This is a genomic window from Faecalibacterium tardum (assembly GCF_040096515.1).
Taxonomy (GTDB): Bacteria; Bacillota; Clostridia; order Oscillospirales; family Ruminococcaceae; genus Faecalibacterium; species Faecalibacterium tardum.
On the sequence record NZ_JBBMEO010000008.1, the window covers coordinates 84,474 to 107,947 of the forward strand.

The following is a 23,474-nucleotide window of genomic DNA, read 5'->3' on the forward strand; positions in this document are numbered from 1 at the left end:
AACGATGCGCAGCGGCCTTTTTTCCTTTTATGGGTTTGAAAGTGGGCAAGGGAATGCCCGCAGGCGTGCTGTTATCCTATAATAAATTGCTTAAAATCGCTCCAATTCCAGCAGATATTCCTTGATCTCCAGTCCCTCGGCGTAGCCGGTCAGACTGCCGTCTGCGCCAATGACCCGGTGGCAGGGCACCACGATGCACAGAGGGTTGCGGTGGCAGGCGCTGCCTACGGCGCGGCTGGCCTTGGGTTTGCCCAGCGCCGCCGCCAATTGTCCGTAGGTGCGCACCTCCCCGTAGGGAATCTTGCGCAGCTGCGCCCATACCGCCTGCTGAAAGGGCGTGCCTTTTGCCGCCAGCGGCAGGTCGAACTCCCGGCGTACCCCGGCAAAATATTCGTTCAGCTGCTCCTCGGCCTCCTGTAACAGGGGCGTTTCCACCACCCTGCGGGGCAGTGGTTCCAACTCCGGCGCGCCATCCGGGCAAAAATGTACCCCGCACAGAGCGTCGTTTTCTTCCTCCAAGCAAATGGCACCAAGGATGCTGTTGATGTACCAGACGTTCAAAACCGGCCTCTTCCTTTCCTGCAAGAATGTGCTATACTGGTACTATCTTAACACAAAAGCTTCCATGAGGAAAGGGGCGTTTCAACTATGGTCAAAGCACTGGAAGACATCATTGCAAAAAGCAGCAGCATCGTCTTTTTCGGCGGCGCGGGCGTTTCTACGGAGAGCGGCATCCCAGATTTCCGCAGCGTGGACGGGCTGTACCACCAGAAATACGACTACCCGCCTGAAACCATCCTCAGCCATACCTTCTGGGAGGAAAACCCGGAGGAGTTTTACCGTTTTTACCGCGATAAGCTGATCGTAAAGGACGCAAAACCCAACGCTGCCCATCTGCGGCTGGCAAAACTGGAACAGCAGGGTAAGCTGCGGGCGGTGGTCACCCAGAACATTGACGGACTGCATCAGGCGGCGGGCAGCAAGACCGTGTACGAACTGCACGGCAGCACCCTGCGCAACTACTGCACCCGCTGCGGCAAATTCTACGATGTGGATTTTATCGCAAACAGCACCGGTGTGCCCCGCTGTACCGAGTGCGGCGGCATCGTAAAGCCGGACGTGGTGCTTTACGAGGAGGGCTTGGACGAGCAGGTGCTGTCCGGCGCAGTGGATGCCATCCGCCATGCCGATACCCTCATCATCGGCGGTACCAGTCTGGTGGTGTACCCCGCCGCCGGGCTCATCCGGTACTTCCGGGGCGACAATTTGGTGGTCATCAATATGCAGCCCACCGGAGCCGATGCCTCTGCCGACCTGTGCATCGCAAAGCCCATCGGGCAGGTGCTGAGCGAGGACATCTCGCTGGATTGATTTTTGCGCTGTAAGGCGCGCTGTTTCGCGCCGGTTTGCACGCAGTTTTCCGTATGCTGATGGAAAGAACATCAGAACGGAGGAACTGCAAATGATCCAGGTATGCGACCCGCCGCGTCAGCGGCAGGTGAGGCGGCTTTCCGCCGAAGAATTTTTTACATTGGTGCGCTGCGGCGGGGCGGGGTTCTACCGTCCCCGTACCGAGGTGCTGCGGATGCTGACCGCAGGCGAGGCGTGGGGCACAGCCGGGGCGGCGCTGCTGGTGCTGCCCCTCACCGCCGATACCGCCGCCGCAGCAGCACTGCGCAGCTGGCTGGGACGCAGGCAGCTGGAAGGCGGCTGTCTGCTTACACCGCCGGTGAGTACCGGCGGGGAACTGCCCGCCCGGCTGGTGGAAATTGCCGCCGCCCGGGCAGACCGGCTGCGCCGCAAGGGTACGGCATGGGCAGTGGTGGAGTGCACTGAAACGGCGGCAGCGCTGTTGCCGCTGTATTTCCGGCAGGGCTTCGGACTGCGGGCGCTGCGCCCGCTGGAAAGCCTTGCGCCCTGCTTTTTGCTGCGCACCGGCTGCGTGCCCGTTCGCACTGCGCCGGTGTGGGTGCCGCTGGAGGACAGGGTGCAGCTTGCATTGCTGCTGGCAAAGGGTTATGCTGCGCTGGACAGCCGCCCCTACGGCGGCAGTCTTGCGCTGGCGCTTTATCCGCTGAAAGAAACGGAATGACGTAAGCCAGAGAGGGAATAAGAAATTATGAAGGCAGTGATTCTGGAAAGCTATGTGATGGAAGAAGGGGACTTGGACTGGTCCGGGGTAAAGGCACTGGTGTCGGACACCACCAGCTATGTGCGCACCGACTACGCTGATATTGCGCCCCGCATCGGGGATGCAGAGCTGGTGCTCATCAACAAGTGCCGCATTGACGAAGCAGTGCTGGCGCAGTGCCCGAACCTCAAGTGGGTGGGCATCATCGCCACCGGCACGGATAATATCGACCTTGAAGCCTGCCGCCGCCATGGGGTGGCAGTAGCCAACGTGCCGGGCTACTCTACCTACAGTGTGGCACAGATGACCTTCAGCCTGCTGCTGGCCATCTGCCAGTGCGCCCAACGGTACGACCGGGCGGTAAAGGCCGGGTACTGGCAGCTGGGCATCCCGGCAGAGTACGGCCTGCTGCCGCAGGTGGAGCTGCTGGGCAAGACCTTTGGCATCTACGGCTACGGAAGCATCGGCCGACAGACCGCCCGCATTGCAAAGGCCTTTGGCATGGAGGTGCTGGTGTGTACCCGCACGGTGCGCCCGGCGTACGCCGCCGATGGGGTGGAGTTCGTGGACTTTGACACCCTGCTTGCCCGCAGCGATGTGCTCAGCCTGCACTGCCCGGCCACCCCGGAAACCCGCGGGCTGATGAGCCGGGAAGCCCTTGCAAAAATGAAGCCCGGTGCTATTTTGCTGAACACCGCCCGGGGCGCACTGGTGGACGAGGAAGCCGTAGCGGATGCGCTGGAAAGCGGCAAGCTTGCCTTTTACGGCGCCGATGCCTTTGCCACCGAGCCGCTGCCGCCCCAAAGCCGTTTGCGCAGTCTGCCGGGCGCGGTGCTCACCCCGCATATCGCGTGGACCACCAAGGAAGCCTTGCAGCGGCTGATGGACATCACCACCGGCAACCTGCGCAGCTTTCTGGCCGGGAAAGGCGAGAATATCGTCAACCCTTGATTTTGGCAGGGCACTGTACTATACTCTTCCATGATTTCAGGCTCTCCTGGCAAAGGAACTGCCGTAAAATAACGTATGCACAAGAGCATCCGGCAGCTTTGCCGCTGCTCTGAGGGAGGTAAAAATGAGCTACGCCATCGTATTCAGCAGCAAAACCGGCAACACCGCACTGCTGGCACAGACCCTGCAGGAGCAGCTGCCGCAGGCAGACTGCTGCTATTTCGGCGCACCGGACGCTGCCGCATTGGCAGCAGATACCCTGTATGTGGGCTTTTGGACGGACAAGGGCAAGGCGGACGCCGACACGCTGGATTTTTTGAAGCAGCTGCGCGGCAAGCGGGTGTTTCTGTTTGGCACCGCAGGCTTTGGCGGCAGTGCGCCCTACTTTGAAAAGATCCTTGCCGCCACCCGGAAGGCGCTGGACGGGAGCAATACCGTCATTGGCAGTTTTATGTGTCAGGGCAAAATGCCGGTGTCCGTCCGGCAGCGGTACGAGGCCATGAAGGCAAAGCCTTTACACATCCCCAATCTGGACGCCCTGATCGAAAACTTCGACAAGGCGCTCTCCCACCCGGATGCCGCAGATCTGGAACAGCTGAAACAGGCTGTAAAATAAGTGAAAAAGAGCGACCGCACATGGTTTTGTGCGGCCGCTTTTTCTGTATGGGACAAACGCTAGTCAATGGTGGTTTTGGTGCGTCCGATGCCGATGACGGCGGTGGAGATCTTTTTCCAGCTGTCGCAGCCGCATACGCCGTCCACCCGCAGGCTGGTGCGCTTCTGGTAGCCGCGCAGAGCCTGCTCGGTGCGGGCACCAAAGATGCCGTCGATGCGGCTGCCGGTCTGGTAGCCAAGGGTGGAAAGTGCGTCCTGCAAGATCATGACATAGCAGCCCCGGCTGCCCCGGCGCAGGGTGGGATAACCGGCGGTGGTGCCGCTGCACGCCGGGGTGCCGTAGCGGCGGTCAAAGTGCACCCATGTGGGGGTCTGGCTCAGCGGCTCCACATAGCCCCATGCGCCGGTAGCGCGGGCGGCGTTGTAAATGGCGGTGCGCTGGCGCTGGTCAAGGCTTTGCCCTACGTCAAACGCTACCCCTGCATAGTGCTGGCTGCGGGTGCCGTGACCGCCCTCCCAGATGCGGCGGAAGGCGTACCCCACCGGGATGCCCCTGCCATATTTGCGGCGGGTCAGGTTCCACGCTTCCATAGCGGCAATGGTGGTCCACAGGGTAGGGCTGGCCGATTTTCCCCGGAACTCCCGCAGCCGCAGGGTGGTCAGGGTGCTGTAAGGCATGGGGTCGTTCTCGTTCAGGTTTGCGTAGGTGTACACCTTGTTTTCGTAGGCGTCATAGATCAAAAGGCGTGCCATCCCTCATTCCTCCTTCTCGCAGCCGTAGGGGTCGGTGCACTGGGATTGCAAAGCGTGCCATGTTTCCCGATACACGATGCCGTTTATCGGCTGCAGCCCCGCCTGCTGCTGGACAGCCCGCACGGCGGCAGCGTCTGCTGCGCCAAAGCGGTTGTTGTCGGCCACATAGTCCTCGCCGCAGGAAAGCTGTGCCCGGCGGTTGAGCCAGTACTCCACCTGCCCCACTTCTTGCCCGGCGCTGCCCTCGGCGATGGCGCGTCCCGGGTAGGCAGTGCTGGGCGGGGTGTCCCGGTCGGGGTTCGGGGCATGGGCTGCCAGTTGCAAGCTCAGCGCCTCCACCGCCGTCCATGTGTCGGCATCGGCAATGCCGGTCTGCTCCAGCCCTAATAGCTGCTGGGCGCTGCGGGTGGCGGTGGCAGTCTCGTCGGTATAACGGTCGGCAAGGGGCGGAGCTTCCACGCTGGAAAAATAATAGGCGATGCGCTGCAAAAGCAGATTGTAATACAATACGGTCTCGCCGCTGCTGCCCACCGTCAGCGGGGTGCCGGGGTAGGGCAGACGCTTTAAGGTGACCACCGGGCCGGAAGAGCGCAGCTGGCTGGCGCGGCCATAGAGGGAGTTCCATGTGGTACGCCCCACTATGCCGTCCACGGTAAGCCCCGCAAACCGCTGGTACGCCCGCACCGCCCGCTCGGTATCCGCGCCGAACTTTCCATCAATGCTTACCGGCGGGATGCTGCTCTCGTAGGCGCTCATGAGGTAGAGATAGAATTGCAGCTCCCGCACCGCCGTGCCGGTGGAGCCGGTGCGCAGTACGCCCGGGTATTCGCCGGGGCGCAGGGAAGAGGAGAGCAGCCGATTGGCGATATCGTTGTACACCTCGTACAGCTTTTGCCATGTGGTGCGCCCCACCACCCCGTCTGCCGTCAGGCCAAAGTACCGCTGGAAACGCCGCACAGCGGCTACCGTGCCTGCGCCGAATTTTCCGTCCACGGTCACGCTTTCAAGGCTTGGGTACACGGTGCGAGCGATCTTCAGCCAGAACTGCACCAGCCGCACATTCTGCCCGGAGGCACCCTCCCGCAGCGGCGTGCCGGGGTAGGCGTTGGGGGTGCCGTTGTCGGACTGGATGCTCAAAAATTCGTCGTACAACTCCTTCCAGGTAGTCTGCCCCACTATGCCGTCTACGGTAAGGCCGTATTTGCGCTGGAAAGCGCGCACCGCATTGGCGGTGGCAGTGCCGTATACGCCGTCTACCGTTACGGAGGGGATGGCGCTGTCGTACTGCGCCAGCGTGTTCAGCCAGAACTGTACCTGCTCCACAGCGCTGCCGGAAGCACCGGTGCTCAGCACCGTGCCGTTCCATGTGCCGTTGGACAGGGTGCCGGTGGAAGTCTCGCCCTCGCTGGTCAACTCGGCGAGGTCCTTTACCGATACATAGATGTAGCTGATCTTGTACCATGTCTGCCGCCCCACCACACCGTCGGCGGTCAGGTTGAACTGCTTTTGGAACGCCCGCACCGTGGCGGCCATTCGGCTGCCGAATACGCCGTCTACCGTCAGTTTGCCAAGGAAAGGATAGTCCTTGGTAATGCGGTTCAGCTGCCGTTGCAGGGTGAACACCGCCGCGCCGCGGCTGCCCTGTCGCAGCGGCGTGCCGGGGTAGCTTTGCGGGATAGAGCGGATATTTTTGGTGCGCACGATCTCGATGCTGCTGCCATAGTAGTAGCGCAAGATCTGCAAGGCGCTGCGCCCGTTGTTGGCCAGCGTTACCGTGCCCCACTGCTTGAGCCCGGGGCAGGTGACCGACTTGCCGTCGCAGTACTCGGAATAATAGGGGTTCACCGTGCCGCTTTTGCGCAGATAGGTGTTAAAGATATCGTCCGTAATGCGCACCATCACCTCAAACACCGTGCGCCCGTGGACGTAGTACTGGTCGTAGCTGGTGGAGTTGGTGATGTTGAAGGTATACCCCTTGCTGGGGTACCACTCGGTGTAGATGCGGTTCAGCGCCAGCGAGATCTGGCAGTGGATGTTGGCCCGCAGTGCCTGCTCCGGCCAGGTGGGGTACACCTCGCTGGAGGCAACGTTTGCGATATAATCCCGGAAGGATACGGTCACATTGCGTGCGGCAGCCGCCGGTTTGCCCAGATGCACCGTGATATTTTTGGGGATGATGACCTGCTCCAGCACCCGGGGCGTGCAGTTTTCCCGCGGCTGCGGGCCGCTGCCGCCGCTGCCCGCAAACAAAGCGTGCGGCGGGATGACGATGGGCGCGTTCGGGATGTCCCGGTCGTCCTCGGTAACGGGCAGCATCTGCGGCTGCGCCAGCGTTACCTGCCCGGCAAAGATCTGGATGCCCTCAATGCGCACGGTGCGGTAGCCGGGCTTTGCGGCAGTCAGGCTGACAATGGCGTAAGGGCGGGTGGTGTTGTCCTCGTCCAGAGAGAGGGCGCAGGCGGGGGCTTCAATGGGGATATCGGCGGCGCTGCCGGTGGCATCAGTGATGCGGTGCAGGGTAAAGCCGTCCCCCTGCACCGCAACGGTCACCCCCTCCACGGGGGCAGACTGGCGCGCCGCAAAGGTCTGGATGCGGAGAGTTCCGGTGTTTTTCATGGAGATACGCTCCTTTACTGGTAAAAGTATGCTTCTGCCCCCAGCGTATTCCGTCCGGCGCCCGGGCGTGCATGGCAATGCCCGCAGTAAACAAAAAAGCCGCCCGTAGGCGGCAGGGGAGAATAGCTTATTTGGCGTTGTCCTTGGCAAGGGCAGCGTCAATATTTTTTTGCAGGGCGGCAAGGTTTTCTTCCTTGTCGATGCCGCCCAGCAGGGGCTGGCCCACAACGTTGCCGTCCCGGTCAAAGACGTAGGTGGTGGGGAAGGCCATGATGTTCAGCGCGAACTTGCCGGCATCGCTGCCGGAGGCAAAGTAGATGTTGCGGTAGCTTGCGCCCGTTGCAGCCAGCAGCTTTTTGGCGGTTTCGATGCCCTGCTGGTTGCCGTCTAGCGTCTCGGTGTTGATGCCGACAACCTCGCCGCCCTGTGCCTTGACCTTCTCATTCAGGGCGTTCAGGTCGTCCAGTTCCTCTACGCAGGGCTTGCAGCCGTTGAACCAGAAGTTCACCACTGTAAAGGCGTTGCCCGCAAACAGACTGTTGTCCACCGGGTTGCCCTCTAAATCGCTGCCTTCAAACTGGGGAAAGGCGGTGCCCTGTGCGGCAGCACTGGAAGAGGTGTCCTCTGCGGGGGCAAGGGCAGCGATCTGATTTTCGATATCCCGAATTTTTTCTGCATCGGCGGTCAGGGTCTTGTACTCCTCGTCCGAGAACTGGTCTTTTGTCTTTTCCACGGCGCTCAGTAGAAAATCGCCGTAGTTCGTGCTGAGGGTTGTCTCGGTCACGTTTTTGTCCATGGAAGCGAACACCTTCTCCCACAGGGCATCGTTTGCGGAAAGGATCTCGTTTTCCTCGGCCAGCAGCTGCTCCTCGGTCTTGCTTTCCGCAGCCGCAGAGGAAGCGGAAGAAGATGCAGAAGATGCAGAGGATGCAGAGGATGCAGAGGATGCGCCCTGCCCGCAGGCGGCAAGGCTGAAGGCCAGCACAAGGCTGAGCGAAAGTGCAGTTACACGGTTGAATTTCATGGTTTTACTCCTTTGTTGTTTCGGTGTTGGACTTGTCTCCCAGCCCGAATTTATACTGAATGGCGTCCGTGGGGCAGGCTTTCATACACATCCCGCAGCGGATACATTCGGCGTGGTTGGGGGTCTTGGTAATGTCTACGTCCATCTTGCAAGCCTTTGCACAGGCGCCGCAGGAGACGCATTTGTGGGTGTCTACGCGCATCTGGAACAGCGAGACCTTGTTCAGCAGCGCATAGAACGCGCCCAGCGGGCACAGCCACTTGCAGAAGGGGCGGTAGAACACCACGCTGCCCACAATGACTGCCAGCAGAATGCAGGCTTTCCATGTGAACAGCTTGCCCAGCGCGGCGCGGATGCCCGCATTGGTCAGGGAGAGGGGAATGGCACCCTCCAGCACGCCCTGCGGGCAGAGATATTTGCAGAAGAACGGGTCGCCCATACCCAGCTCGTTGACCGCCAGCAATGGCAGCAGCACCACCATGACCAGAAGCACAGCATACTTTAAATAGCGCAGCGGCTTCAGTTTCTTGGTGGAAAGCTTGGGAGAGGGAATCTTGTGCAAAAGCTCCTGAAACCAGCCGAACGGGCACAGAAAGCCGCAGATGAACCGTCCCAGCAGCACCCCGAAGAGAATCAGGATGCCGGTGATGTAGTAGGAAAAGCGGAATTTGGAAGAGCCTATCACCGCCTGAAATGCTCCCACCGGGCAGGCACCGGCAGCGCCCGGGCAGGAATAGCAGTTCAGTCCCGGCACGCAGATGTGTTTTCCGCTGCCCTGATACAGTGTCCCTTTGGCAAAGTTGGGCAGATGAATGTTGGTCAAAAGGGTCGCCCCGGCCTGTATAAAGCCCCGGAACCGGGCAAGGGGATTTAGTTTTTTCTTATCCAATGCCTACACACTCCATACACAGCCGGATGGCTTTTGAAAATACGGTGTCTGCCTCGCCCCGCCATACGCCGAACAGCAGCATCAGCACCCCGGCGGCAAGCAAAAGCAGCTGCGCCTGTTTTTTTGTCATGAACATCATAGCCTCCTGTTGTTTGATGACACCAGTATACACCATGCGGGATAAAATTTCTGCTAAGAAAATCTTAACACGAATCTTAACATCGTCTGCTATAATCTGTTATAATGAAAAAAACGTAATTTTTAGGGGAAGGGTGGAACACAAGATGCGTCTTTTGGTGGTAGAGGACGAGCACTCCCTGCGGGAGGACATTGCCCGGAAGCTGCGGCTGTCCGGGTACGAGGTGGACGCCTGTGCAGACGGCGAAGCCGCGCTGGAAGCACTGGCGGCAGAGCGGTACGACCTTGTACTGCTGGACCTCAACCTGCCCAAGGTGGACGGGATGCAGGTGCTGCGCAGCTTACGGCAGCACGACCTTGAGACCTGTGTGCTGATCTTATCAGCGCGCAGTGAAATTGCAGATAAGGTGGAGGGACTGGATGCCGGAGCGAACGATTATCTTTCCAAGCCATTCCACCTTGCAGAATTGGAAGCCCGGGTGCGCAGCCTGACCCGGCGCAAGTTCATCCAGCAGGATGTCTGCCTGTGCTGCGGGCGGCTCAGCTTCAACACCCGCAGCCGCGTTGCCACGGTGGATGGTCAGACCCTTGCGCTGACGCGGAAGGAGAGCGGCGTGCTGGAATATTTGCTGCTGCATCAGGGACGCCCGGTCAGTCAGGAAGAGCTGATTGAGCACGTCTGGGACGGCAGCGTGGACAGCTTCAGCAACTCCATCCGGGTACATATCTCTGCCCTGCGCAAAAAGCTGCGGGCGGCGCTGGGCTACGACCCCATCCGCAACCGCATCGGGGAAGGCTACGAAATCGGAGGAGAGGTACAATGAAGCATTTATCCCTGCAATGGCGCATCACCCTGCTGACGGCGCTGCTCATCGCCTGCGCCTGCGTGTGCATGAACCTGCTTTTATACCGCACCGGCGTTACCGGCATGGATGCCCTCAACGGCTTTATGATGCAGTACCAGCCCGGCAGTGCGGATTCCTTGACTATCGAGATCCCGCAGGAGGAAATGTCCAGCCTGCTGGCGCATTTTTCGCAGGAAGTCTACGATGCAAAGGTGGTTTTTGGCCGCAAGGGCTGGTGCATCACCGCTGTGGTCACCATCGTCAGCGCAGCCATCGCTTATTTTGTCAGCGGCAGAGCGCTGAAGCCTTTGCAGCAGCTTGCGCAGCAGGCGCAGCGGGTCGATCAGGACAGCATTGCCACCGCCCGGTTGGACGAAGATACCGTGCAGGAATTCAGGCAGTTGAGCCGGTCGGTGAACCGGATGCTGGATGGCCTGGCGCAGTCCTTTGAATTGCAGCGGCAGTTTGCGGGCAACGCAGCCCACGAGCTGCGCACCCCGCTGGCTATTTTGCAGACGAAGTTGGAACTGTTTGCAGAGGAGCACCCAGCCATGGATGCCGAGACTGCCGGGCTGGTCAGCTCTCTGCGGGAGCAGCTGGATCGCCTGACCGCCCTAGTGCGCACTTTATTAGAGATGAGCAATCTGCAATCGGTCTCCCGCACCGACCAGATCGCCCTTGCGCCGCTGGTGGAGGAGATATTGACCGACCTGACCTCCCTTGCTCAGAAAAACAACATCTCCCTGCAGCAGGACTGCGCGGAGCTGGGCATGGTGGGCAGTGATGCGCTGATCTACCGGCTGGTGTTCAATCTGGTGGAAAACGGCATCAAGTATAACCGCCCCGGCGGGGCGGTGCGCGTTACCCTGCGGCGGGAAAAGCAGACCGCCGTGCTGCGCGTTGCGGATACCGGCCCGGGCATCCCCGCAGACTGCCGGGAGAGCATCTTCCAGCCCTTTTTCCGGGTGGATAAGTCCCGCAGCCGGGAGATGGGCGGCGTGGGGCTTGGTCTTGCCCTTGTGCGGGAAATCGCCGTGCTGCACGGCGGCAGTGTGACTGTGGAGAGCAGCAGCGAAAACGGCACTACCTTTGTCGTCACTCTGCCGCTGGCACAGCCCTGTTGAAGCAAGCAGAGCATGGAAATCGTGCTTCCGAATAAAGGCTTCCCCCGGTCGGGGGAAGCCTTTTGCCTAGTGACGATTTGTACAAGCATGGGAAGGGGCTTTATTTTTGGCACACGGGGGAGTATACTGGAAGCAGCAGACCCCGGAAAATAAGAAGGACAAAGGAGATACTGAAAATGCAGGCAACCATTCACAACGAATTCCTGACCCTGACCGTGGACACCCACGGTGCAGAGGCCGTCAGCCTGAAAAACGCCGCAGGCGAAGAGCTACTCTGGCAGGCCGACCCTGCCATCTGGAAGCGCCACGCGCCCATTCTGTTCCCGTGGACGGGCAAGCTGGTGGACGGCACCTTTACCGCCAAGGGCAAAACATGGAAGGGCGGTCAGCACGGCTTTGCACGGGATCTGGAGCACACTCTGCTGCGGGCAGAAGGGGATACCATCCAGCTGGAGCTGCGGGCGGACGATGCCATCAAGGCAGAGCGTTTTCCCTATGACTTTGTGCTTACCAGCACCTTCCGTCTGGAGGGCAAGACCGTACATCATACCCTGCAGGTGACGAACCCCGGCACGGAGGAGCTGCGCTTCGGCATTGGTTTTCATCCGGCGTTCAACATCCCGTTCGATGCCAAGCATACCACCACTGACTACGAGTTCCGTTTTGACCGGCCGGAAAGCCCGGTCATCCTCGATGCTCGCCCCAACGGCCTGTTGAGCGGCAAGAGCTATTACCAGTGGAAGAACCAGCAGGCCATCCCACTGACCGATGACCTGTTTGCCAACGATAGCTTCTGCATGGCAGGCCTGCGCACTGGCACCATCGGCATCTGCGAAAAGGACACCGGACGCAATATCACCTGCAAGGTGGAGGGCTACCCCTATTCGCTCATCTGGTCGGCTCCCGCAAAACCGGTGCGGTTTGTGTGCATCGAGCCGTGGCACAGCCTGCCTGCCGCTGCCACCGACCCGCAGGACTGGGAGCAGCGCGCCGCAGCCGCCTGCCTTGCCTCAGGCGAAAGCTGGCAGACCACCCTCAGCACCACCTTTGACCGGTAAGAAAAAAGCACGCAGAAACGAAACGGCGTGCTCTTGACAGAAACCTCAAAAGCGGGTATACTGTAAATAGAAAAGGCACTGCGACAAGCGGTCAGCCCTTTTGATGTAAGTTCTTAAAGACTAAGAACCGTCACCGGCCAGGGTGGCGGTTCTCGCTTTTTACCTTGATGGTAAATACCAATCCGAAGATATGGAACGTCAAAGTAATTGGCATAAGCTTCACCTCCTTTCGGAAGTGGGGCCGAACCGCCTGCCGTTATGTGCAGTGCCTTGCTGCCGAAGCAGCAGTTCTATAATAGCATATAATTCGACAAATGACAAGTAAAACCCCCGGAGCGTTTTTTGCTCCGGGGGTTTTGTATCAGGTCAGAAAAACAGATGCTTAGTAAGCAACGCCCCAGTAGACCATGGCCTTGGCGGGCTTGCCGCAGCAGGGGCACACATCGCTGAGCTGTTCCTGCTCAAAGGGCATGCAACGGCTGGAAAGTCCAGCCTCTTCCTTCATCTTCATCTCGCAGGCCAGATCGCCGCACCACATGGTCTTGATGTAGCCGGTGTTGGCTTTTGCCAGCTCCTTCACCTCGTCCATGGTGGTGGCAGCCCAGGTGCGCTTTTCGCGGTTTTCCAGCGCACGCTGGTACAGGTCCTTGCGCAGAGCTTCCAGCTGGGCGGGGATGGCGGTCTCCAGCTCGTCCAAGCTCACAAAGACCTTCTCGCGGGTGTCGCGGCGCACCAGAACGCACTGGTTCTTTTCCAGATCCTTGGGGCCGATCTCAAGGCGCAGGGGCACGCCCTTCATCTCCCACTGGGCAAACTTCCAGCCGGGGGCGTTGTCGCTGTCGTCCAGCTTCACGCGGGCGTACTTGCTGATCTTCTCGGCCAGCTCGGCAGCCTTTTCGGAAACGCCGGGCTTGTGGGCGGCAATGGGCACCACCACCACCTGAATGGGGGCAATGGCCGGGGGCAGGATCAGGCCGTCGTCGTCACCGTGGGTCATGATGATAGCGCCCACCAGACGGGTGGAAACGCCCCAGCTGGTCTGGAACGGATGATGCAGCTGGTTGTCGCGGCCGGTAAAGGTAACATCGTAAGCTTTGCTGAACTTATCGCCAAAGTAGTGGCTGGTGCCGCTCTGCAGCGCCTTGCCGTCCTTCATCATGGCCTCGATGGTATAGGTGGCCTCGGCACCGGCAAACTTTTCCTTGTCGGTCTTGCGGCCCTTCACCACAGGGATCGCCAGATCCTGCTCGCAGGTGTCTGCGTAGCAGTTCAGCTGCTGCTGGGTCTCAGCCTCGGCCTCGGCAGCGGTCTCGTGGATGGTGTGGCCCTCCTGCCACCAGAACTCGCGGCTGCGCAGGAAGGGACGGGTGGTCTTTTCCCAGCGCACCACGCTGCACCACTGGTTGTACTTCATGGGAAGCTCGCGGTAGCTGTGCAGCACGCGGGACCAGTGGTCACAGAACATGGTCTCGCTGGTGGGACGCACTGCCAGACGCTCTTCCAGTTTGTCGGAGCCGCCCATCGTGACCCACGCCACCTCCGGCGCGAAGCCATTGACGAGCTCGCCTTCCTTCTGCAGCAGGCTCTCCGGGATCAGCACCGGCATAGCCACATTCTCATGGCCGGTAGCCTTGAACCGGGCATCCAAGTCCTTCTGGATCAGCTCCCAGATGGCCTGACCATAGGGGCGCAGGATGATAAAGCCCTTCACACTGGAATACTCCACCAGCTCTGCCTTTACGCAGATGTCGGTGTACCACTGTGCAAAGTTTTCTTCCTGGCTGGTGATCGCCTGCACGAGCTTCTTGTTGTCTTTTGCCATTTTGTTTTATCCTCCCAAGGCCGTGCGCCAAACGCTTTACGTTCCGCACGAACCATAATAAAGCCCCGTCTGCCTGCACGGCCGTGTGCCGCACTGCAAAGGCGGGGCTTTTGCCTAAAAGAATCAGTTCTGCGCGTGGCTGTCCACAAAGTTTACCACATCGCCTACGGTGCGCAGGGACTCGATGGCGTCGTCCGGCACCTCGATGCCAAACTCGTCCTCCAGCGTCATCACCATATCTACGATATCCAGACTGTCCGCCTCGAAATCGCTCATGATATCGCTTTCCAGCGTGATCTTTGCCGGGTCAACGTCCAGCTGCTCAGCCAGCAATGCACGGATTTTCTCAAAAGTATCCATTCCTGTGGTCTCCTTTTTGCAGTTGTATTGCATACGCGTACAGCCCGCCGTGCCCCGGAAAAACTTCCGGTATCCGGCACAGCCTTGCCTGCTGTACAAAGCGCTCTCTTTTTTTATATCCCATGCAGTGCGTATTGTCAAGCCCTGTTTTGCAGCAACTGAAGAAAATTGTCTGAAAGCTGCTTTTTCCCTTGACATCTCGTGCCGGTTTTTTTATCATTATAAAGTAATGAGTTTACGGGGACTGACCAGTCTCTTTTATAAGGAGCGATAAGCATGAAGCTTTCATTCACCAAAATGCAGGGCTGCGCCAACGATTATATCTATCTGGACTGCCGCACCTCCGGTGTGCCGGAGAATATCGCAGCGCTTTCAGAGCGCTTGTCCCGGCGGCACTTTTCCATCGGCGCGGACGGCATCATCTGCATCTGCGCACCGGTCACAGCCGGGGCAGACGCCATGATGCGCATCTTCAATGCGGACGGCAGCGAGGGTAAGATGTGCGGCAACGGCATCCGCTGTGTGGCGGAGTGGCTGTACACCCACGGCATGGCAAAGCCGAAGCTTGCCATCGACACTCTCAGCGGCTTAAAGACCGTTACCCGCATGGGCGAAGGGCTGTGGCAGGTAGAGATGGGCACCTACACCGCCATGGCGGCGGCGCTGCCCGCCGTGAACATGGGCGAAGGCCCGCTGGTGGATCTGCCTTTGCAGGTGGAAGAAAACCTGTGGCGGGTGACCTGCATCAGCGTGGGCAACCCCCACTGCGTGACCATTGTGCCGGAGGTGGACAGCCTGAAGCTGGAGCAGATCGGCCCGGGCTTTGAGCACCACGAAAACTTCCCGGAGCGCATCAACACCGAGTTTGTGCAGGTGGTGGATGCCACCCACCTGAAGATGCGCGTGTGGGAGCGCGGCAGCGGCGAGACATGGGCCTGCGGTACCGGCACCTGCGCCACCGTAGCAGCCCTGACCGAGCTGGGCATCTGCCCCGCCGGAGAGGATGTCCATGTGCAGCTGCGCGGCGGCGAGCTGACCATCCGGGTGCTGCCCGGCAAGCAGCTGCTGATGACCGGCGCTGCCGAGACCGTGTGCGAGGGCACGACCGAAGTTTAACAGGTTTTGAACGCTCAACCTCCGATGAGGAACGAAAGGTGGCGGTTTTGCCAAGGCCTCTCCCTTTGGGAGAGGTGGCATTGCGCAGCAATGACGGAGAGGACGAGCATCTATAAGTAAAGCGAAGCGAGGGAAAGTATCATGAAGATGAACAAGCATTACAACGAGCTGAAGGCCAGCTACCTGTTCGTGGACATTGCCCACAAGGTGGCTGCATATCAGGAAGCACACCCGGAAAAGGAGATCATCCGTCTGGGCATCGGCGATGTGACCCAGCCGCTGGCAAAGTGCGTGGTGCAGGCCATGCGCGATGCTGCCGAGGAGATGGGCACCAAGGAGGGCTTCCACGGCTACGGCCCGGAGCAGGGCTACCCCTTCCTCAAGCAGGCTATTCAGGGCTACTACGCCAGCCGCGGTACCCAGCTTGCCGAGGACGAGATCTTTATCTCGGACGGCGCGAAGAGCGACCTTGCAAACCTGCTGGGGCTGTTCGATGTGGATAACACCGTGCTGGTACCGGATCCCGTGTACCCCACCTATGTGGACGATAACGTCACCGATGGCCGCAAGATCATTTACAGCCGCACCGGGCAGGAGAACGGCTTCCTTGGCATGCCGGATGAGAGCGTGAAGGCGGATATCATCTATATCTGCAGCCCCAACAACCCCACCGGCGCTGCCTACACCCGCGCACAGCTGAAGGCATGGGTGGATTATGCCCGCAAGAACGATGCTATCATCCTGTATGATGCCGCCTACGAGTGCTTCATCTCGGAGGGCGAGCTTGCCCGCAGCATCTTCGAGATCGAGGGTGCACGCGAGTGCGCTGTGGAGATCTGCTCCTTCTCCAAGATTGCAGGCTTTACCGGCACCCGCTGCGGCTACACCGTCGTGCCCAAGGAGCTGGAGCGCGAGGGAATGAATATCAACAAGCTCTGGCTGCGCCGCCAGACCACCAAGTTCAACGGCGTGCCCTATGTGGTGCAGCGCGCCGCTGCCGCCGTGTTCACCGAGAGCGGCATGGCTGAGATCCAGTCTAATCTGGACTACTACCGCCGCAACGCAAAGGTCATTGCCGATGCACTGGACGAGTGCGGCGTGTGGTACTGCGGCGGCAAGAACAGTCCCTACATCTGGCTGCGCTGCCCCGGCAACATGAAGAGCTGGGAGTTCTTTGACTGGCTGCTGGAAAACTGCGGCGTTGTGGGCACCCCAGGCGTGGGCTTCGGCGAGTGCGGCGAAGGCTACTTCCGCCTGACCGCCTTCGGCGATGCGGAAAAGACCAAGCTTGCCGCCGAGCGCATCAAGACCGCTATTAAAGCACTGTAAAACCTATAAAAATTGCACCCGCTGTCCGTTTTGGGCGGCGGGTGTATTTTTTTGCGCGCCCTCTTGACAAATCTGTGTCTACTGTATATACTGTACATATACAGACGAAACGAAAGCATCAAAGGAGCAGCCGATGGAACTGTTTATCAACAACAAAAGCGGCGCGCCCATCTATGACCAGATCTACAACCAGATCAAGCAGCAGATCATCAGCGGGGCTTTGCAGCCGGACGAGGCCATGCCCTCCATCCGGGGGCTGGCACGGGATCTGCGCATCAGCGTCATTACCACCAAGCGCGCCTACGATGAACTGGAAAAAGAGGGCTTTCTTTACGCAGTACCGGCAAAGGGCTTTTTTGTAGCCCCTAAAAACACCGAGCTGCTGCGGGAAGAAACCCTGAAAAAGATTGAAGCGCATCTTACCGAGGCTGTCCGCCTGTCCGCATCCTGCGGGCTGAGCAGGGAAGAACTGGGGGAGATGCTGGAACTGCTGTGGGAGGACTGAACATGAACGCACTGGAACTACGGGGGCTTACAAAGCACTATAAGGACTTTACCCTTGGGCCGCTGGACTTGACCCTGCCCGGGGGCACCATCTGCGGCCTGATCGGCGAAAACGGGGCGGGCAAAAGCACCACCATCCGGCTGATTCTGGACATGGTGCAGCGGGACGGCGGCACCGTGACCATCCTTGGCAGGGACAGCCGCGCCGCTTCTGTCCGTGCCAAGGAGGAAATCGGTGTGGTGCTGGGCAGCGAGGGCATCCCCCTGTGCCTGAACGCGGTGCAGGCGGGCAAGGTGATGGCGGGTATCTACCACAACTGGGACGCTGCCGCTTATACAGAGCTGTGCCAAAAGTTCGGCCTGCCGCACAAAAAGCAGTACAAGGACTACTCCACCGGCATGAAGATGAAGCTGTGCATCGCCGTGGCACTGGCGCACCACCCGAAGTTGCTATTGTTGGACGAAGCCACCAACGGGCTGGACCCGGTGGTGCGGGACGAGGTGATCGACCTGCTGTTGGATTTTGCCCGGGACGAAAACCACTCCATCCTCATCTCTTCCCATATCGTCAGCGACTTGGAAAAGCTCTGCGATACCATCGCCTTTCTGCACAAGGGCAGACTGCTGCTCTGTGAGGAAAAGGACGCCCTGCGGGAGGAATACGCCCTGTGGCACGGCACGGCGGCGCAGCTGGCGGCGTTGGACGTGACCGTGTACGGCAAGCGGGTAACCCCTTACGGTGCCGAGGCACTTGTGCGCCGGGATGCAATGCCCGCCGGAGCAGAGCTTGCCCCGGTAAGCATTGAGGAACTGTTTGTACTGATGGTGAAAGGGGAGAACGTGCAATGAAAGGTCTGCTATTAAAGGATGCCTATCAGATGTGGAGCTACACCAGATGGATCATTCTGGTGTCGGTGGCTATGATGCTGATGGGAACGTTTTTCATGAAGGAAGGCTCTAATTTCTTTATGCTGTACGGCGGGCTTTTGCTGGGCATCCTGCCCATGACCTTGCTGGCGTACGACCAGAACGGCCGGTTCAGCGCTTACAGCGCCGCCCTGCCGGTGACAAAAGGACAGATCGTGGGCGGCAAATACCTCATCGGACTGTGTGGTATGGTGCTGGCGGAGCTGCTGAGCATGGCAGCGCTGGCGGCAGCACAGCTGCTCTGGGGCACGGTGACGGTTCAGCTCACCGTGGCGACCCTGCTTCAGGTGGCTATGCTGACCCTGCTGGGCAACATTATTTTGCTGCCGCTGGCCTACCGCTTGGGCTACCAGAAAGCCCGGTATGCGTACTACCTGTGCATCGGTCTGCTTGCAAGCTTTATGGGATATTTCGTTTCTTCGGGGGACAGCGCTTTGGAAAGCATCCTGCCTGCGCAGGGCTCGCTGCTGGTGCTGGTGGTCGTGCTGGCGGCAGCGCTGGCGCTGTATGCTCTTTCGTGGCGGCTGTCCGTTGCATGGTACGGAAAGGCAGAGCAGTAAAATGAAGAAAAGTCAAATCGCGGGCATCCTGTTCGGCGTTGCCATGGGCGTTTTGTTCAGTGTGTCGCTGGGAACAGTCGGTTTTGCGCTGGGCGCCGGTTTTGTCGGTCTGGGCATGGTGATGTTTGAAGGGCTGGATGACCCACAGGATAAAAAGTAATATAAAAAGCAAGTGCACCACCTTTTCAAAAGCCAACGCTTTTGATGAAGATGTGGTGCACTTGCTTTTTGTTTTTTATTCTGCGCTGTAAGCGCTGCCCATGATCCACGGGTTACTTGCGGAATATTTTGCGTGGTTGCGCAGGTAGGTGACCCATGCGCCGTAGCCGTTGCCGGCCGAGAGGTGTACGCCGTCCGGTGCGGCGATCATCTCTTTCAGGTTGCCCTCGCCGTCAGCCAGCGCCTCCCACAGATCCAGATAGACGCAGCCCTTGCTGGCGGCCAGCTGTGCCAGCTGCTCGTTCACGCCGCGCAGCACGTCCGATGCAAGACCTGGCTTCTTTTCCGCTGCCGCAGGCCGTACCGGCGGGATGGACTGTACATAAATAATGCAGTCGTCCCCCAGCGTCTGGCGCAGCTCGTCCAGCATCTGGCCGTAGTAGGCCAGAAAACGGTCAGATGCGCCCAAGGTGGTCAGGGTGTTGGTGCCCAACAGGATATACAGCTTTTTGGGCTGCGCCGCTGCCAGCACATCCAGCGCCACTTCCTGCCCACGGGTGGGGCTCTTGACGGCGGCGCGGTTGACGATGGCGTCCGGCCCTACACCCGTATAGCCGCAGATGAGCGCGCCGCTCAGATTGATCTGATAGTCCGAAAAGCCCACCGTCAGGCTGTCGCCCAGAAAGGCGGCGTCCGAAAAATAGCTCAGGTCTACCTGACCGCAGGTCGGCTGCCGGATGACACTGGCGTCATAAGCCTTAATGGTATAGGCCCCGTCGGTCTGCCGGGCAGGGCCGAAGCTTTCCAGCTGCACCGCCTGTGCCGTGCCGCTGCTATCGGCTGCACCCTCGCTGCCGCTGCCGGAAGCCGCCTCGCCCTGCATGGGCAGCGGTGCCAGAATATTCTGTGCAATGCCGCCTGCGCCGGTCTGGGGGGTGCTGTCCTCTTCAACGGTTCCTTTTTCCAAGATGGCGGTTACCGCATAGGCGACCAGCAAAATGGCCACAATGACCCCCGCCAGCCGCAGCTTGCCGCCGATGCCCCCGCGCGTGCGCCGCCGGGGTGCCGAATGATACTCGTGTGAAATGCCCATATTCTCTGTCCAGCTTTCTGCATTTATCCCAACAGGCAGGTACTTCTGCCCGGTAATTTTGGAGTGCGCACCCATTTTATCATATTTTTTTTGCCTGTGCAACCAATTGGGTCTTGCATACAACAGGCAAAACGGGTACAATAGGATTGCAGCTTATTTTGCACATTTTACAAAAAGCGAATACACAAGCTGCAAATATTTTTGTGTCAGTTGCGGCAGGCGGCTGTTTTGCCGTCCCGGTCCGTTGGCAGTGCAGGGCCGACAGACCACTTTACCGGACGGTGCGGAAAGCCGTTTGCCCGGCAGCGGACACATTTTATATGATCTGAAGGAGGTTTCCATGGCCAAGAATATCATCATTGGTCAGAGCGGCGGCCCTACCGCCGTGATCAACTCCAGCCTTGCGGGCGTATACAAAGCTGCCCGCAGTCTGGGTGCAGACAAGGTGTACGGCATGAAGTACGGCATTGAGGGTCTGCTCAAGGAAGAGTTGCTGGAGCTCAACGTCCTGCTGGATGACCGCATGAGCATTGAACTGCTCAAGCGCACCCCGTCCAGCTATCTGGGCAGCTGCCGCTTCAAGCTGCCCGACCCGGACACCGATGCCACCCCGTTCGTCAAGCTGTTCACCCTGTTTGACAAGTACGACATCTGCGCCGTGTTCTACATCGGCGGCAACGACTCGATGGACACCATCGCAAAGTTGTCCCGCTACGGGCAGCGGGTGGACAGCAGTGTGCGGTTCATCGGTGTGCCCAAGACTATCGACAACGATCTGTGCCTCACCGACCATACCCCCGGCTACGGCTCTGCCGCAAAGTACATTGCCACCATCTTGAAGGAAGTCATCCGCGACTCCTCGGTGTATAACATCCGCAGCGTGACGGTGGCCGAGATCATGGGCCGCCACGCAGGCTGGCTGGCTGGTGCGGCCTGTCTGGCAGGCGGCGAGGACTGTGAAGGCCCCGACCTGATTCTGCTTCCGGAAGTGCCCTTTGATCAGGACAAGTTCCTTGCCCGGGTGGATGAGCTGCAGCGGGTAAAGTCCAACGTTATCATCGCAGCAAGCGAGGGCGTAAAGACCGCAGACGGCACCTACCTGTGCGATCTGGTTTCCACCGCCGGTCAGCTGGACGCCTTTGGTCACAAGGCCATCCTCAGCGGCACCAGCCGCTATCTTTCCGAGCTCATCCACGACAAGCTGCAGTGCAAGAGCCGCGCCATCGAGTTTTCCACCCTGCAGCGCTGCGCCAGCCATCTGGCCAGCCGCACGGATGTGAACGAGGCTTACGCCGTTGGCGGTGCCGCTGCCGCTGCTGCCTTTGCGGGCGAGAGCGGCCGCATGATCGCCCTCAAGCGCGTTTCCAACTACCCGTACCAGTGCATCACCGAGTCTGTGGATGTGCAGCAGGTGGCAAATCTGGAAAAGAAAGTCCCGCTGGAATGGATCACTCCGGACGGGATGCAGGTGACCGAAGCCTTTGAGGAGTACGCCCGTCCGCTGATCCTGGACGAGGTTACTCCTGTGTATGTGAACGGTACCCCCCGCCACATCCGTCTGTGATCTCCCTTTCCCTTCCGCGTCTGTTTTCGTGCAACTGCACGTTTTTATAGCCGAAACAGAAAAAACAAAAAAGGAGAAATCATCATGGGAAAAAACGCAATCGTCGGTCAGTCCGGCGGCCCCACCTCTGTCATCAATGCCAGTCTGGCGGGTGTCTTTGAAAGCTGCAAGAACCGCGGCGCAGACATCGTGTACGGTATGTGCAACGGTGTTGTCGGTCTGCTGGAGGAGCGGGTGGTGGATCTTTCCACCCTGCTGACCGATGACCTGGACATCGAGCTGCTCAAGCGCACCCCGTCCAGCTTTCTGGGCAGCTGCCGCTACAAGCTGCCCGACTGGCGGGATGACGAGTCGGTGTACAAAAAGCTGTTCGCCATTCTGGAAAAGCTGAACATCGGCTACTTCTTCTATATCGGCGGCAACGACTCCATGGACACCATCGGCAAGCTGGCTGACTACGGCCAGCGCGTTGGCAGTGACATTCGCTTTATGGGTGTGCCCAAGACCATCGACAACGACCTGATGGTTACCGACCACACCCCCGGCTACGGCTCTGCCGCCAAGTACATTGGCGTTGTGATGAAGGAGATCATCCGCGATGCCACCGTGTACGGTACCAAGTACGTTACCGTGGTGGAGATCATGGGCCGCAATGCCGGCTGGCTGACCGCTGCCGCCGCACTGGCCAAGAGTGACGATTGCGAGGGTGTGGACATGATCTGCCTGCCCGAGGTTCCTTTCAACGTGGAGCGCTTTGTGGAAAAGGTGCGTGTGATGCAGGAAAAGAAGCCCAGCATCGTCATTGCTGTTTCCGAGGGCGTAAAGCTGGAGGATGGCCGCTATGTCTGTGAGCTGGCGGATGACGTGCACGCAGTAGACGCTTTCGGTCACAAGGCGCTGACCGGTACCGCACGGTATCTGGCCAACGTGGTGGCCCGCAATCTGGACACCAAGACCCGCTGCATCGAGCTTTCCACCCTGCAGCGCTGCGCCGGTCACCTGACCAGCCGCACCGACATCACCGAGGCCTATCAGGTGGGCGGTGCCGCCGCCAAGGCAGCTTTTGAGGGCGTCACCGGTCAGATGGTGGCTCTGAAGCGCATCTCCAACAACCCCTACCAGTGCACCACCGAGCTGCATCCCATCAGCGAGGTCGCCAACCTGGAAAAGAAGGTTCCCCTGAGCTGGATGAACAACAACCACACCCAGATGACCGAGGACTTCTTGGACTACGCCCGTCCGTTGATTCAGGCCGAGTTGACCCCGCTGTACATCGCCGGTCTGCCGCACCACATCTACATGAAGAACCAGAAGTGATTTTCTCCTGATTTTTTGTCAGGCTGAAAAGCCCTCCCGCCCGGATGCTGTAAAGCACACCCGGACGGGAGGGCTTTTGTGATTGTTGTATATATTTTTGCCCTCAGCCCAAATTATGGGTTGACAAACCGCGTTTTCAGTGGTAACATATACAGGCAGTCCACGCGACTGTAAAAATGAATATGGGCGTGTTCCCGAGTGGCCAATGGGGACAGACTGTAAATCTGCTGCTTTCAGCTTCGGTGGTTCGAATCCACCCGCGCCCACCAAGAACTCCGGTATCCAATGGGTACCGGAGTTTCTGTTTTATCTGTCTTGCAAAAGGGACTGCAAGGGTGGATTCGAACAGCAGCGGAGCCGACCGCCGCCTGCGGCGGAAACAGGGAGGCGAGGCTGGGGCAGCGCTCCGCTTTTTCAAAGCCCTGCCAAGGGGCTGCGGAAAAAGCGGCAAGCGCAACTCGTAAGACCTGCCGAATAGTCCGGCGGGTAAAAAAGCCCCTGTGCAACAGCGACGACCGCTGCCAGCGGCAGAAACAGGGAGGAGCTGTTGGGGCTGCGGCCAGCAGGATGCGCGTGCCG

24 protein-coding genes and 1 tRNA gene are annotated in these 23,474 nt (G+C 59.5%); 16 read left to right on the forward strand and 9 right to left on the reverse strand.

What is annotated here, in order from left to right; translation table 11 throughout:
* Positions 1-90: 90 nt before the first annotated feature.
* Complete coding sequence (locus WMO44_RS07430) at positions 91-561, reverse strand: methylated-DNA--[protein]-cysteine S-methyltransferase (protein ID WP_055185816.1); 471 nt, start codon at positions 559-561, stop codon at positions 91-93.
* An 87-nt stretch (positions 562-648) separates the two neighbouring features.
* Between WMO44_RS07430 and WMO44_RS07435 the strand changes: the two genes are divergently transcribed.
* The 4 genes from WMO44_RS07435 to bilS all read left to right on the forward strand — a co-directional run bounded on the left by WMO44_RS07435 (position 649) and on the right by bilS (position 3,698).
* Positions 649-1,371, forward strand: a complete 723-nt coding sequence (locus WMO44_RS07435; RefSeq protein WP_349152198.1) for an NAD-dependent protein deacylase — start codon at positions 649-651, stop codon at positions 1,369-1,371.
* 91 nt (positions 1,372-1,462) lie between these two features.
* Positions 1,463-2,092, forward strand: coding sequence for a hypothetical protein (locus WMO44_RS07440; protein WP_349152199.1), 630 nt, complete (start codon positions 1,463-1,465; stop codon positions 2,090-2,092).
* A 27-nt stretch (positions 2,093-2,119) separates the two neighbouring features.
* Positions 2,120-3,082, forward strand: coding sequence for a D-2-hydroxyacid dehydrogenase (locus tag WMO44_RS07445; protein WP_349152200.1), 963 nt, complete (start codon positions 2,120-2,122; stop codon positions 3,080-3,082).
* A 124-nt stretch (positions 3,083-3,206) separates the two neighbouring features.
* Positions 3,207-3,698, forward strand: a complete 492-nt coding sequence (gene bilS / locus WMO44_RS07450) for a flavodoxin family protein BilS (RefSeq protein WP_055185820.1) — start codon at positions 3,207-3,209, stop codon at positions 3,696-3,698.
* Between the two features lie 59 nt (positions 3,699-3,757).
* On the opposite strand, the gene WMO44_RS07455 is transcribed toward bilS, so the two are convergent.
* The 5 genes from WMO44_RS07455 to WMO44_RS07475 form a co-directional block, all read right to left on the reverse strand.
* Complete coding sequence (locus WMO44_RS07455; protein WP_249254109.1) at positions 3,758-4,450, reverse strand: peptidoglycan-binding domain-containing protein; 693 nt, start codon at positions 4,448-4,450, stop codon at positions 3,758-3,760.
* Between the two features lie 3 nt (positions 4,451-4,453).
* The gene (locus WMO44_RS07460; RefSeq protein ID WP_055185821.1) at positions 4,454-7,066 is read right to left on the reverse strand and encodes a peptidoglycan-binding domain-containing protein; all 2,613 of its coding nucleotides are present in this window, start codon (positions 7,064-7,066) and stop codon (positions 4,454-4,456) included.
* A 127-nt stretch (positions 7,067-7,193) separates the two neighbouring features.
* Positions 7,194-8,090 (reverse strand): TlpA family protein disulfide reductase, encoded by an 897-nt coding sequence (locus tag WMO44_RS07465; protein WP_349152201.1) that lies wholly within the window; start codon positions 8,088-8,090, stop codon positions 7,194-7,196.
* 4 nt (positions 8,091-8,094) lie between these two features.
* Positions 8,095-8,979, reverse strand: a complete 885-nt coding sequence (locus WMO44_RS07470; RefSeq protein WP_349152202.1) for a 4Fe-4S binding protein — start codon at positions 8,977-8,979, stop codon at positions 8,095-8,097.
* Complete coding sequence (locus tag WMO44_RS07475) at positions 8,972-9,115, reverse strand: CD1871A family CXXC motif-containing protein (RefSeq protein WP_333490614.1); 144 nt, start codon at positions 9,113-9,115, stop codon at positions 8,972-8,974. Before WMO44_RS07475 ends, WMO44_RS07470 begins: the two co-directional genes overlap by 8 nt.
* Positions 9,116-9,263: 148 nt before the next feature.
* Between WMO44_RS07475 and WMO44_RS07480 the strand changes: the two genes are divergently transcribed.
* The 3 genes from WMO44_RS07480 (at position 9,264) to WMO44_RS07490 (ending at position 12,144) form a co-directional block, all read left to right on the forward strand.
* Positions 9,264-9,941 (forward strand): response regulator transcription factor, encoded by a 678-nt coding sequence (locus tag WMO44_RS07480; protein WP_349152203.1) that lies wholly within the window; start codon positions 9,264-9,266, stop codon positions 9,939-9,941.
* A complete protein-coding gene (locus WMO44_RS07485; protein WP_349152204.1) occupies positions 9,938-11,086 on the forward strand; it encodes a sensor histidine kinase in 1,149 nt (382 codons plus the stop codon). The genes WMO44_RS07480 and WMO44_RS07485 overlap by 4 nt, the downstream gene beginning before the upstream one ends.
* A 176-nt stretch (positions 11,087-11,262) precedes the next feature.
* Positions 11,263-12,144, forward strand: coding sequence for an aldose 1-epimerase family protein (locus WMO44_RS07490; protein WP_349152205.1), 882 nt, complete (start codon positions 11,263-11,265; stop codon positions 12,142-12,144).
* 382 nt (positions 12,145-12,526) lie between these two features.
* Here WMO44_RS07490 and proS read toward each other — a convergent pair whose 3' ends face one another.
* A complete protein-coding gene (gene proS / locus WMO44_RS07495) occupies positions 12,527-13,966 on the reverse strand; it encodes a proline--tRNA ligase (protein ID WP_005922033.1) in 1,440 nt (479 codons plus the stop codon).
* Positions 13,967-14,089: 123 nt separating this feature from the next.
* A complete protein-coding gene (acpP, locus tag WMO44_RS07500; protein WP_015537798.1) occupies positions 14,090-14,326 on the reverse strand; it encodes an acyl carrier protein in 237 nt (78 codons plus the stop codon).
* Between the two features lie 276 nt (positions 14,327-14,602).
* Here acpP and dapF point away from each other — a divergent pair, with 276 nt between their 5' ends.
* The 6 genes from dapF to WMO44_RS07530 all read left to right on the forward strand — a co-directional run bounded on the left by dapF (position 14,603) and on the right by WMO44_RS07530 (position 18,922).
* Positions 14,603-15,442, forward strand: coding sequence for a diaminopimelate epimerase (gene dapF, locus WMO44_RS07505; protein ID WP_249254121.1), 840 nt, complete (start codon positions 14,603-14,605; stop codon positions 15,440-15,442).
* A 141-nt stretch (positions 15,443-15,583) separates the two neighbouring features.
* On the forward strand, positions 15,584-16,771 hold the full coding sequence (locus WMO44_RS07510; protein WP_349152206.1) for an LL-diaminopimelate aminotransferase: 1,188 nt from the start codon (positions 15,584-15,586) through the stop codon (positions 16,769-16,771).
* A gap of 85 nt (positions 16,772-16,856) precedes the next feature.
* Complete coding sequence (locus WMO44_RS07515; protein ID WP_349152212.1) at positions 16,857-17,276, forward strand: GntR family transcriptional regulator; 420 nt, start codon at positions 16,857-16,859, stop codon at positions 17,274-17,276.
* A gap of 2 nt (positions 17,277-17,278) precedes the next feature.
* Positions 17,279-18,124, forward strand: coding sequence for an ABC transporter ATP-binding protein (locus WMO44_RS07520; protein WP_349152207.1), 846 nt, complete (start codon positions 17,279-17,281; stop codon positions 18,122-18,124).
* Positions 18,121-18,762 carry an ABC-2 transporter permease gene (locus tag WMO44_RS07525; RefSeq protein WP_349152208.1) on the forward strand — a complete coding sequence of 214 codons (642 nt, stop codon included), beginning with the start codon at positions 18,121-18,123 and terminating at the stop codon, positions 18,760-18,762. Before WMO44_RS07520 ends, WMO44_RS07525 begins: the two co-directional genes overlap by 4 nt.
* Position 18,763: 1 nt before the next feature.
* Positions 18,764-18,922 carry a hypothetical protein gene (locus WMO44_RS07530; RefSeq protein ID WP_349152209.1) on the forward strand — a complete coding sequence of 53 codons (159 nt, stop codon included), beginning with the start codon at positions 18,764-18,766 and terminating at the stop codon, positions 18,920-18,922.
* A 75-nt stretch (positions 18,923-18,997) separates the two neighbouring features.
* Here the strand turns inward: WMO44_RS07530 and WMO44_RS07535 are convergent, their stop codons facing one another.
* On the reverse strand, positions 18,998-20,014 hold the full coding sequence (locus WMO44_RS07535; protein WP_349152210.1) for a GDSL-type esterase/lipase family protein: 1,017 nt from the start codon (positions 20,012-20,014) through the stop codon (positions 18,998-19,000).
* 340 nt (positions 20,015-20,354) lie between these two features.
* Here WMO44_RS07535 and WMO44_RS07540 point away from each other — a divergent pair, with 340 nt between their 5' ends.
* The 3 genes from WMO44_RS07540 (at position 20,355) to WMO44_RS07550 (ending at position 23,164) form a co-directional block, all read left to right on the forward strand.
* Positions 20,355-21,578, forward strand: a complete 1,224-nt coding sequence (locus tag WMO44_RS07540; RefSeq protein ID WP_097779579.1) for a 6-phosphofructokinase — start codon at positions 20,355-20,357, stop codon at positions 21,576-21,578.
* An 84-nt stretch (positions 21,579-21,662) separates the two neighbouring features.
* The gene (locus WMO44_RS07545; RefSeq protein ID WP_349152211.1) at positions 21,663-22,895 is read left to right on the forward strand and encodes a 6-phosphofructokinase; all 1,233 of its coding nucleotides are present in this window, start codon (positions 21,663-21,665) and stop codon (positions 22,893-22,895) included.
* Between the two features lie 184 nt (positions 22,896-23,079).
* A tRNA-Tyr gene (locus tag WMO44_RS07550) sits at positions 23,080-23,164 on the forward strand.
* The last annotated feature ends 310 nt before the right edge of the window (positions 23,165-23,474 follow it).

What these genes read in the sequence shown, in the direction of transcription:
- acpP (WP_015537798.1), bottom strand. Translation starts at nt 14,326, where the DNA reads ATGGATACTTTTGAGAAAATCCGTGCATTGCTGGCTGAGCAGCTGGAC.
- WMO44_RS07435 (WP_349152198.1), top strand. Translation starts at nt 649, where the DNA reads ATGGTCAAAGCACTGGAAGACATCATTGCAAAAAGCAGCAGCATCGTC.
- dapF (WP_249254121.1), top strand. Translation starts at nt 14,603, where the DNA reads ATGAAGCTTTCATTCACCAAAATGCAGGGCTGCGCCAACGATTATATC.
- WMO44_RS07535 (WP_349152210.1), bottom strand. Translation starts at nt 20,014, where the DNA reads ATGGGCATTTCACACGAGTATCATTCGGCACCCCGGCGGCGCACGCGC.
- WMO44_RS07525 (WP_349152208.1), top strand. Translation starts at nt 18,121, where the DNA reads ATGAAAGGTCTGCTATTAAAGGATGCCTATCAGATGTGGAGCTACACC.
- WMO44_RS07460 (WP_055185821.1), bottom strand. Translation starts at nt 7,066, where the DNA reads ATGAAAAACACCGGAACTCTCCGCATCCAGACCTTTGCGGCGCGCCAG.
- WMO44_RS07445 (WP_349152200.1), top strand. Translation starts at nt 2,120, where the DNA reads ATGAAGGCAGTGATTCTGGAAAGCTATGTGATGGAAGAAGGGGACTTG.
- proS (WP_005922033.1), bottom strand. Translation starts at nt 13,966, where the DNA reads ATGGCAAAAGACAACAAGAAGCTCGTGCAGGCGATCACCAGCCAGGAA.
- WMO44_RS07545 (WP_349152211.1), top strand. Translation starts at nt 21,663, where the DNA reads ATGGGAAAAAACGCAATCGTCGGTCAGTCCGGCGGCCCCACCTCTGTC.
- WMO44_RS07475 (WP_333490614.1), bottom strand. Translation starts at nt 9,115, where the DNA reads ATGTTCATGACAAAAAAACAGGCGCAGCTGCTTTTGCTTGCCGCCGGG.
- WMO44_RS07530 (WP_349152209.1), top strand. Translation starts at nt 18,764, where the DNA reads ATGAAGAAAAGTCAAATCGCGGGCATCCTGTTCGGCGTTGCCATGGGC.
- WMO44_RS07520 (WP_349152207.1), top strand. Translation starts at nt 17,279, where the DNA reads ATGAACGCACTGGAACTACGGGGGCTTACAAAGCACTATAAGGACTTT.
- WMO44_RS07440 (WP_349152199.1), top strand. Translation starts at nt 1,463, where the DNA reads ATGATCCAGGTATGCGACCCGCCGCGTCAGCGGCAGGTGAGGCGGCTT.
- WMO44_RS07465 (WP_349152201.1), bottom strand. Translation starts at nt 8,090, where the DNA reads ATGAAATTCAACCGTGTAACTGCACTTTCGCTCAGCCTTGTGCTGGCC.
- WMO44_RS07510 (WP_349152206.1), top strand. Translation starts at nt 15,584, where the DNA reads ATGAAGATGAACAAGCATTACAACGAGCTGAAGGCCAGCTACCTGTTC.
- WMO44_RS07485 (WP_349152204.1), top strand. Translation starts at nt 9,938, where the DNA reads ATGAAGCATTTATCCCTGCAATGGCGCATCACCCTGCTGACGGCGCTG.
- bilS (WP_055185820.1), top strand. Translation starts at nt 3,207, where the DNA reads ATGAGCTACGCCATCGTATTCAGCAGCAAAACCGGCAACACCGCACTG.
- WMO44_RS07455 (WP_249254109.1), bottom strand. Translation starts at nt 4,450, where the DNA reads ATGGCACGCCTTTTGATCTATGACGCCTACGAAAACAAGGTGTACACC.
- WMO44_RS07480 (WP_349152203.1), top strand. Translation starts at nt 9,264, where the DNA reads ATGCGTCTTTTGGTGGTAGAGGACGAGCACTCCCTGCGGGAGGACATT.
- WMO44_RS07540 (WP_097779579.1), top strand. Translation starts at nt 20,355, where the DNA reads ATGGCCAAGAATATCATCATTGGTCAGAGCGGCGGCCCTACCGCCGTG.
- WMO44_RS07490 (WP_349152205.1), top strand. Translation starts at nt 11,263, where the DNA reads ATGCAGGCAACCATTCACAACGAATTCCTGACCCTGACCGTGGACACC.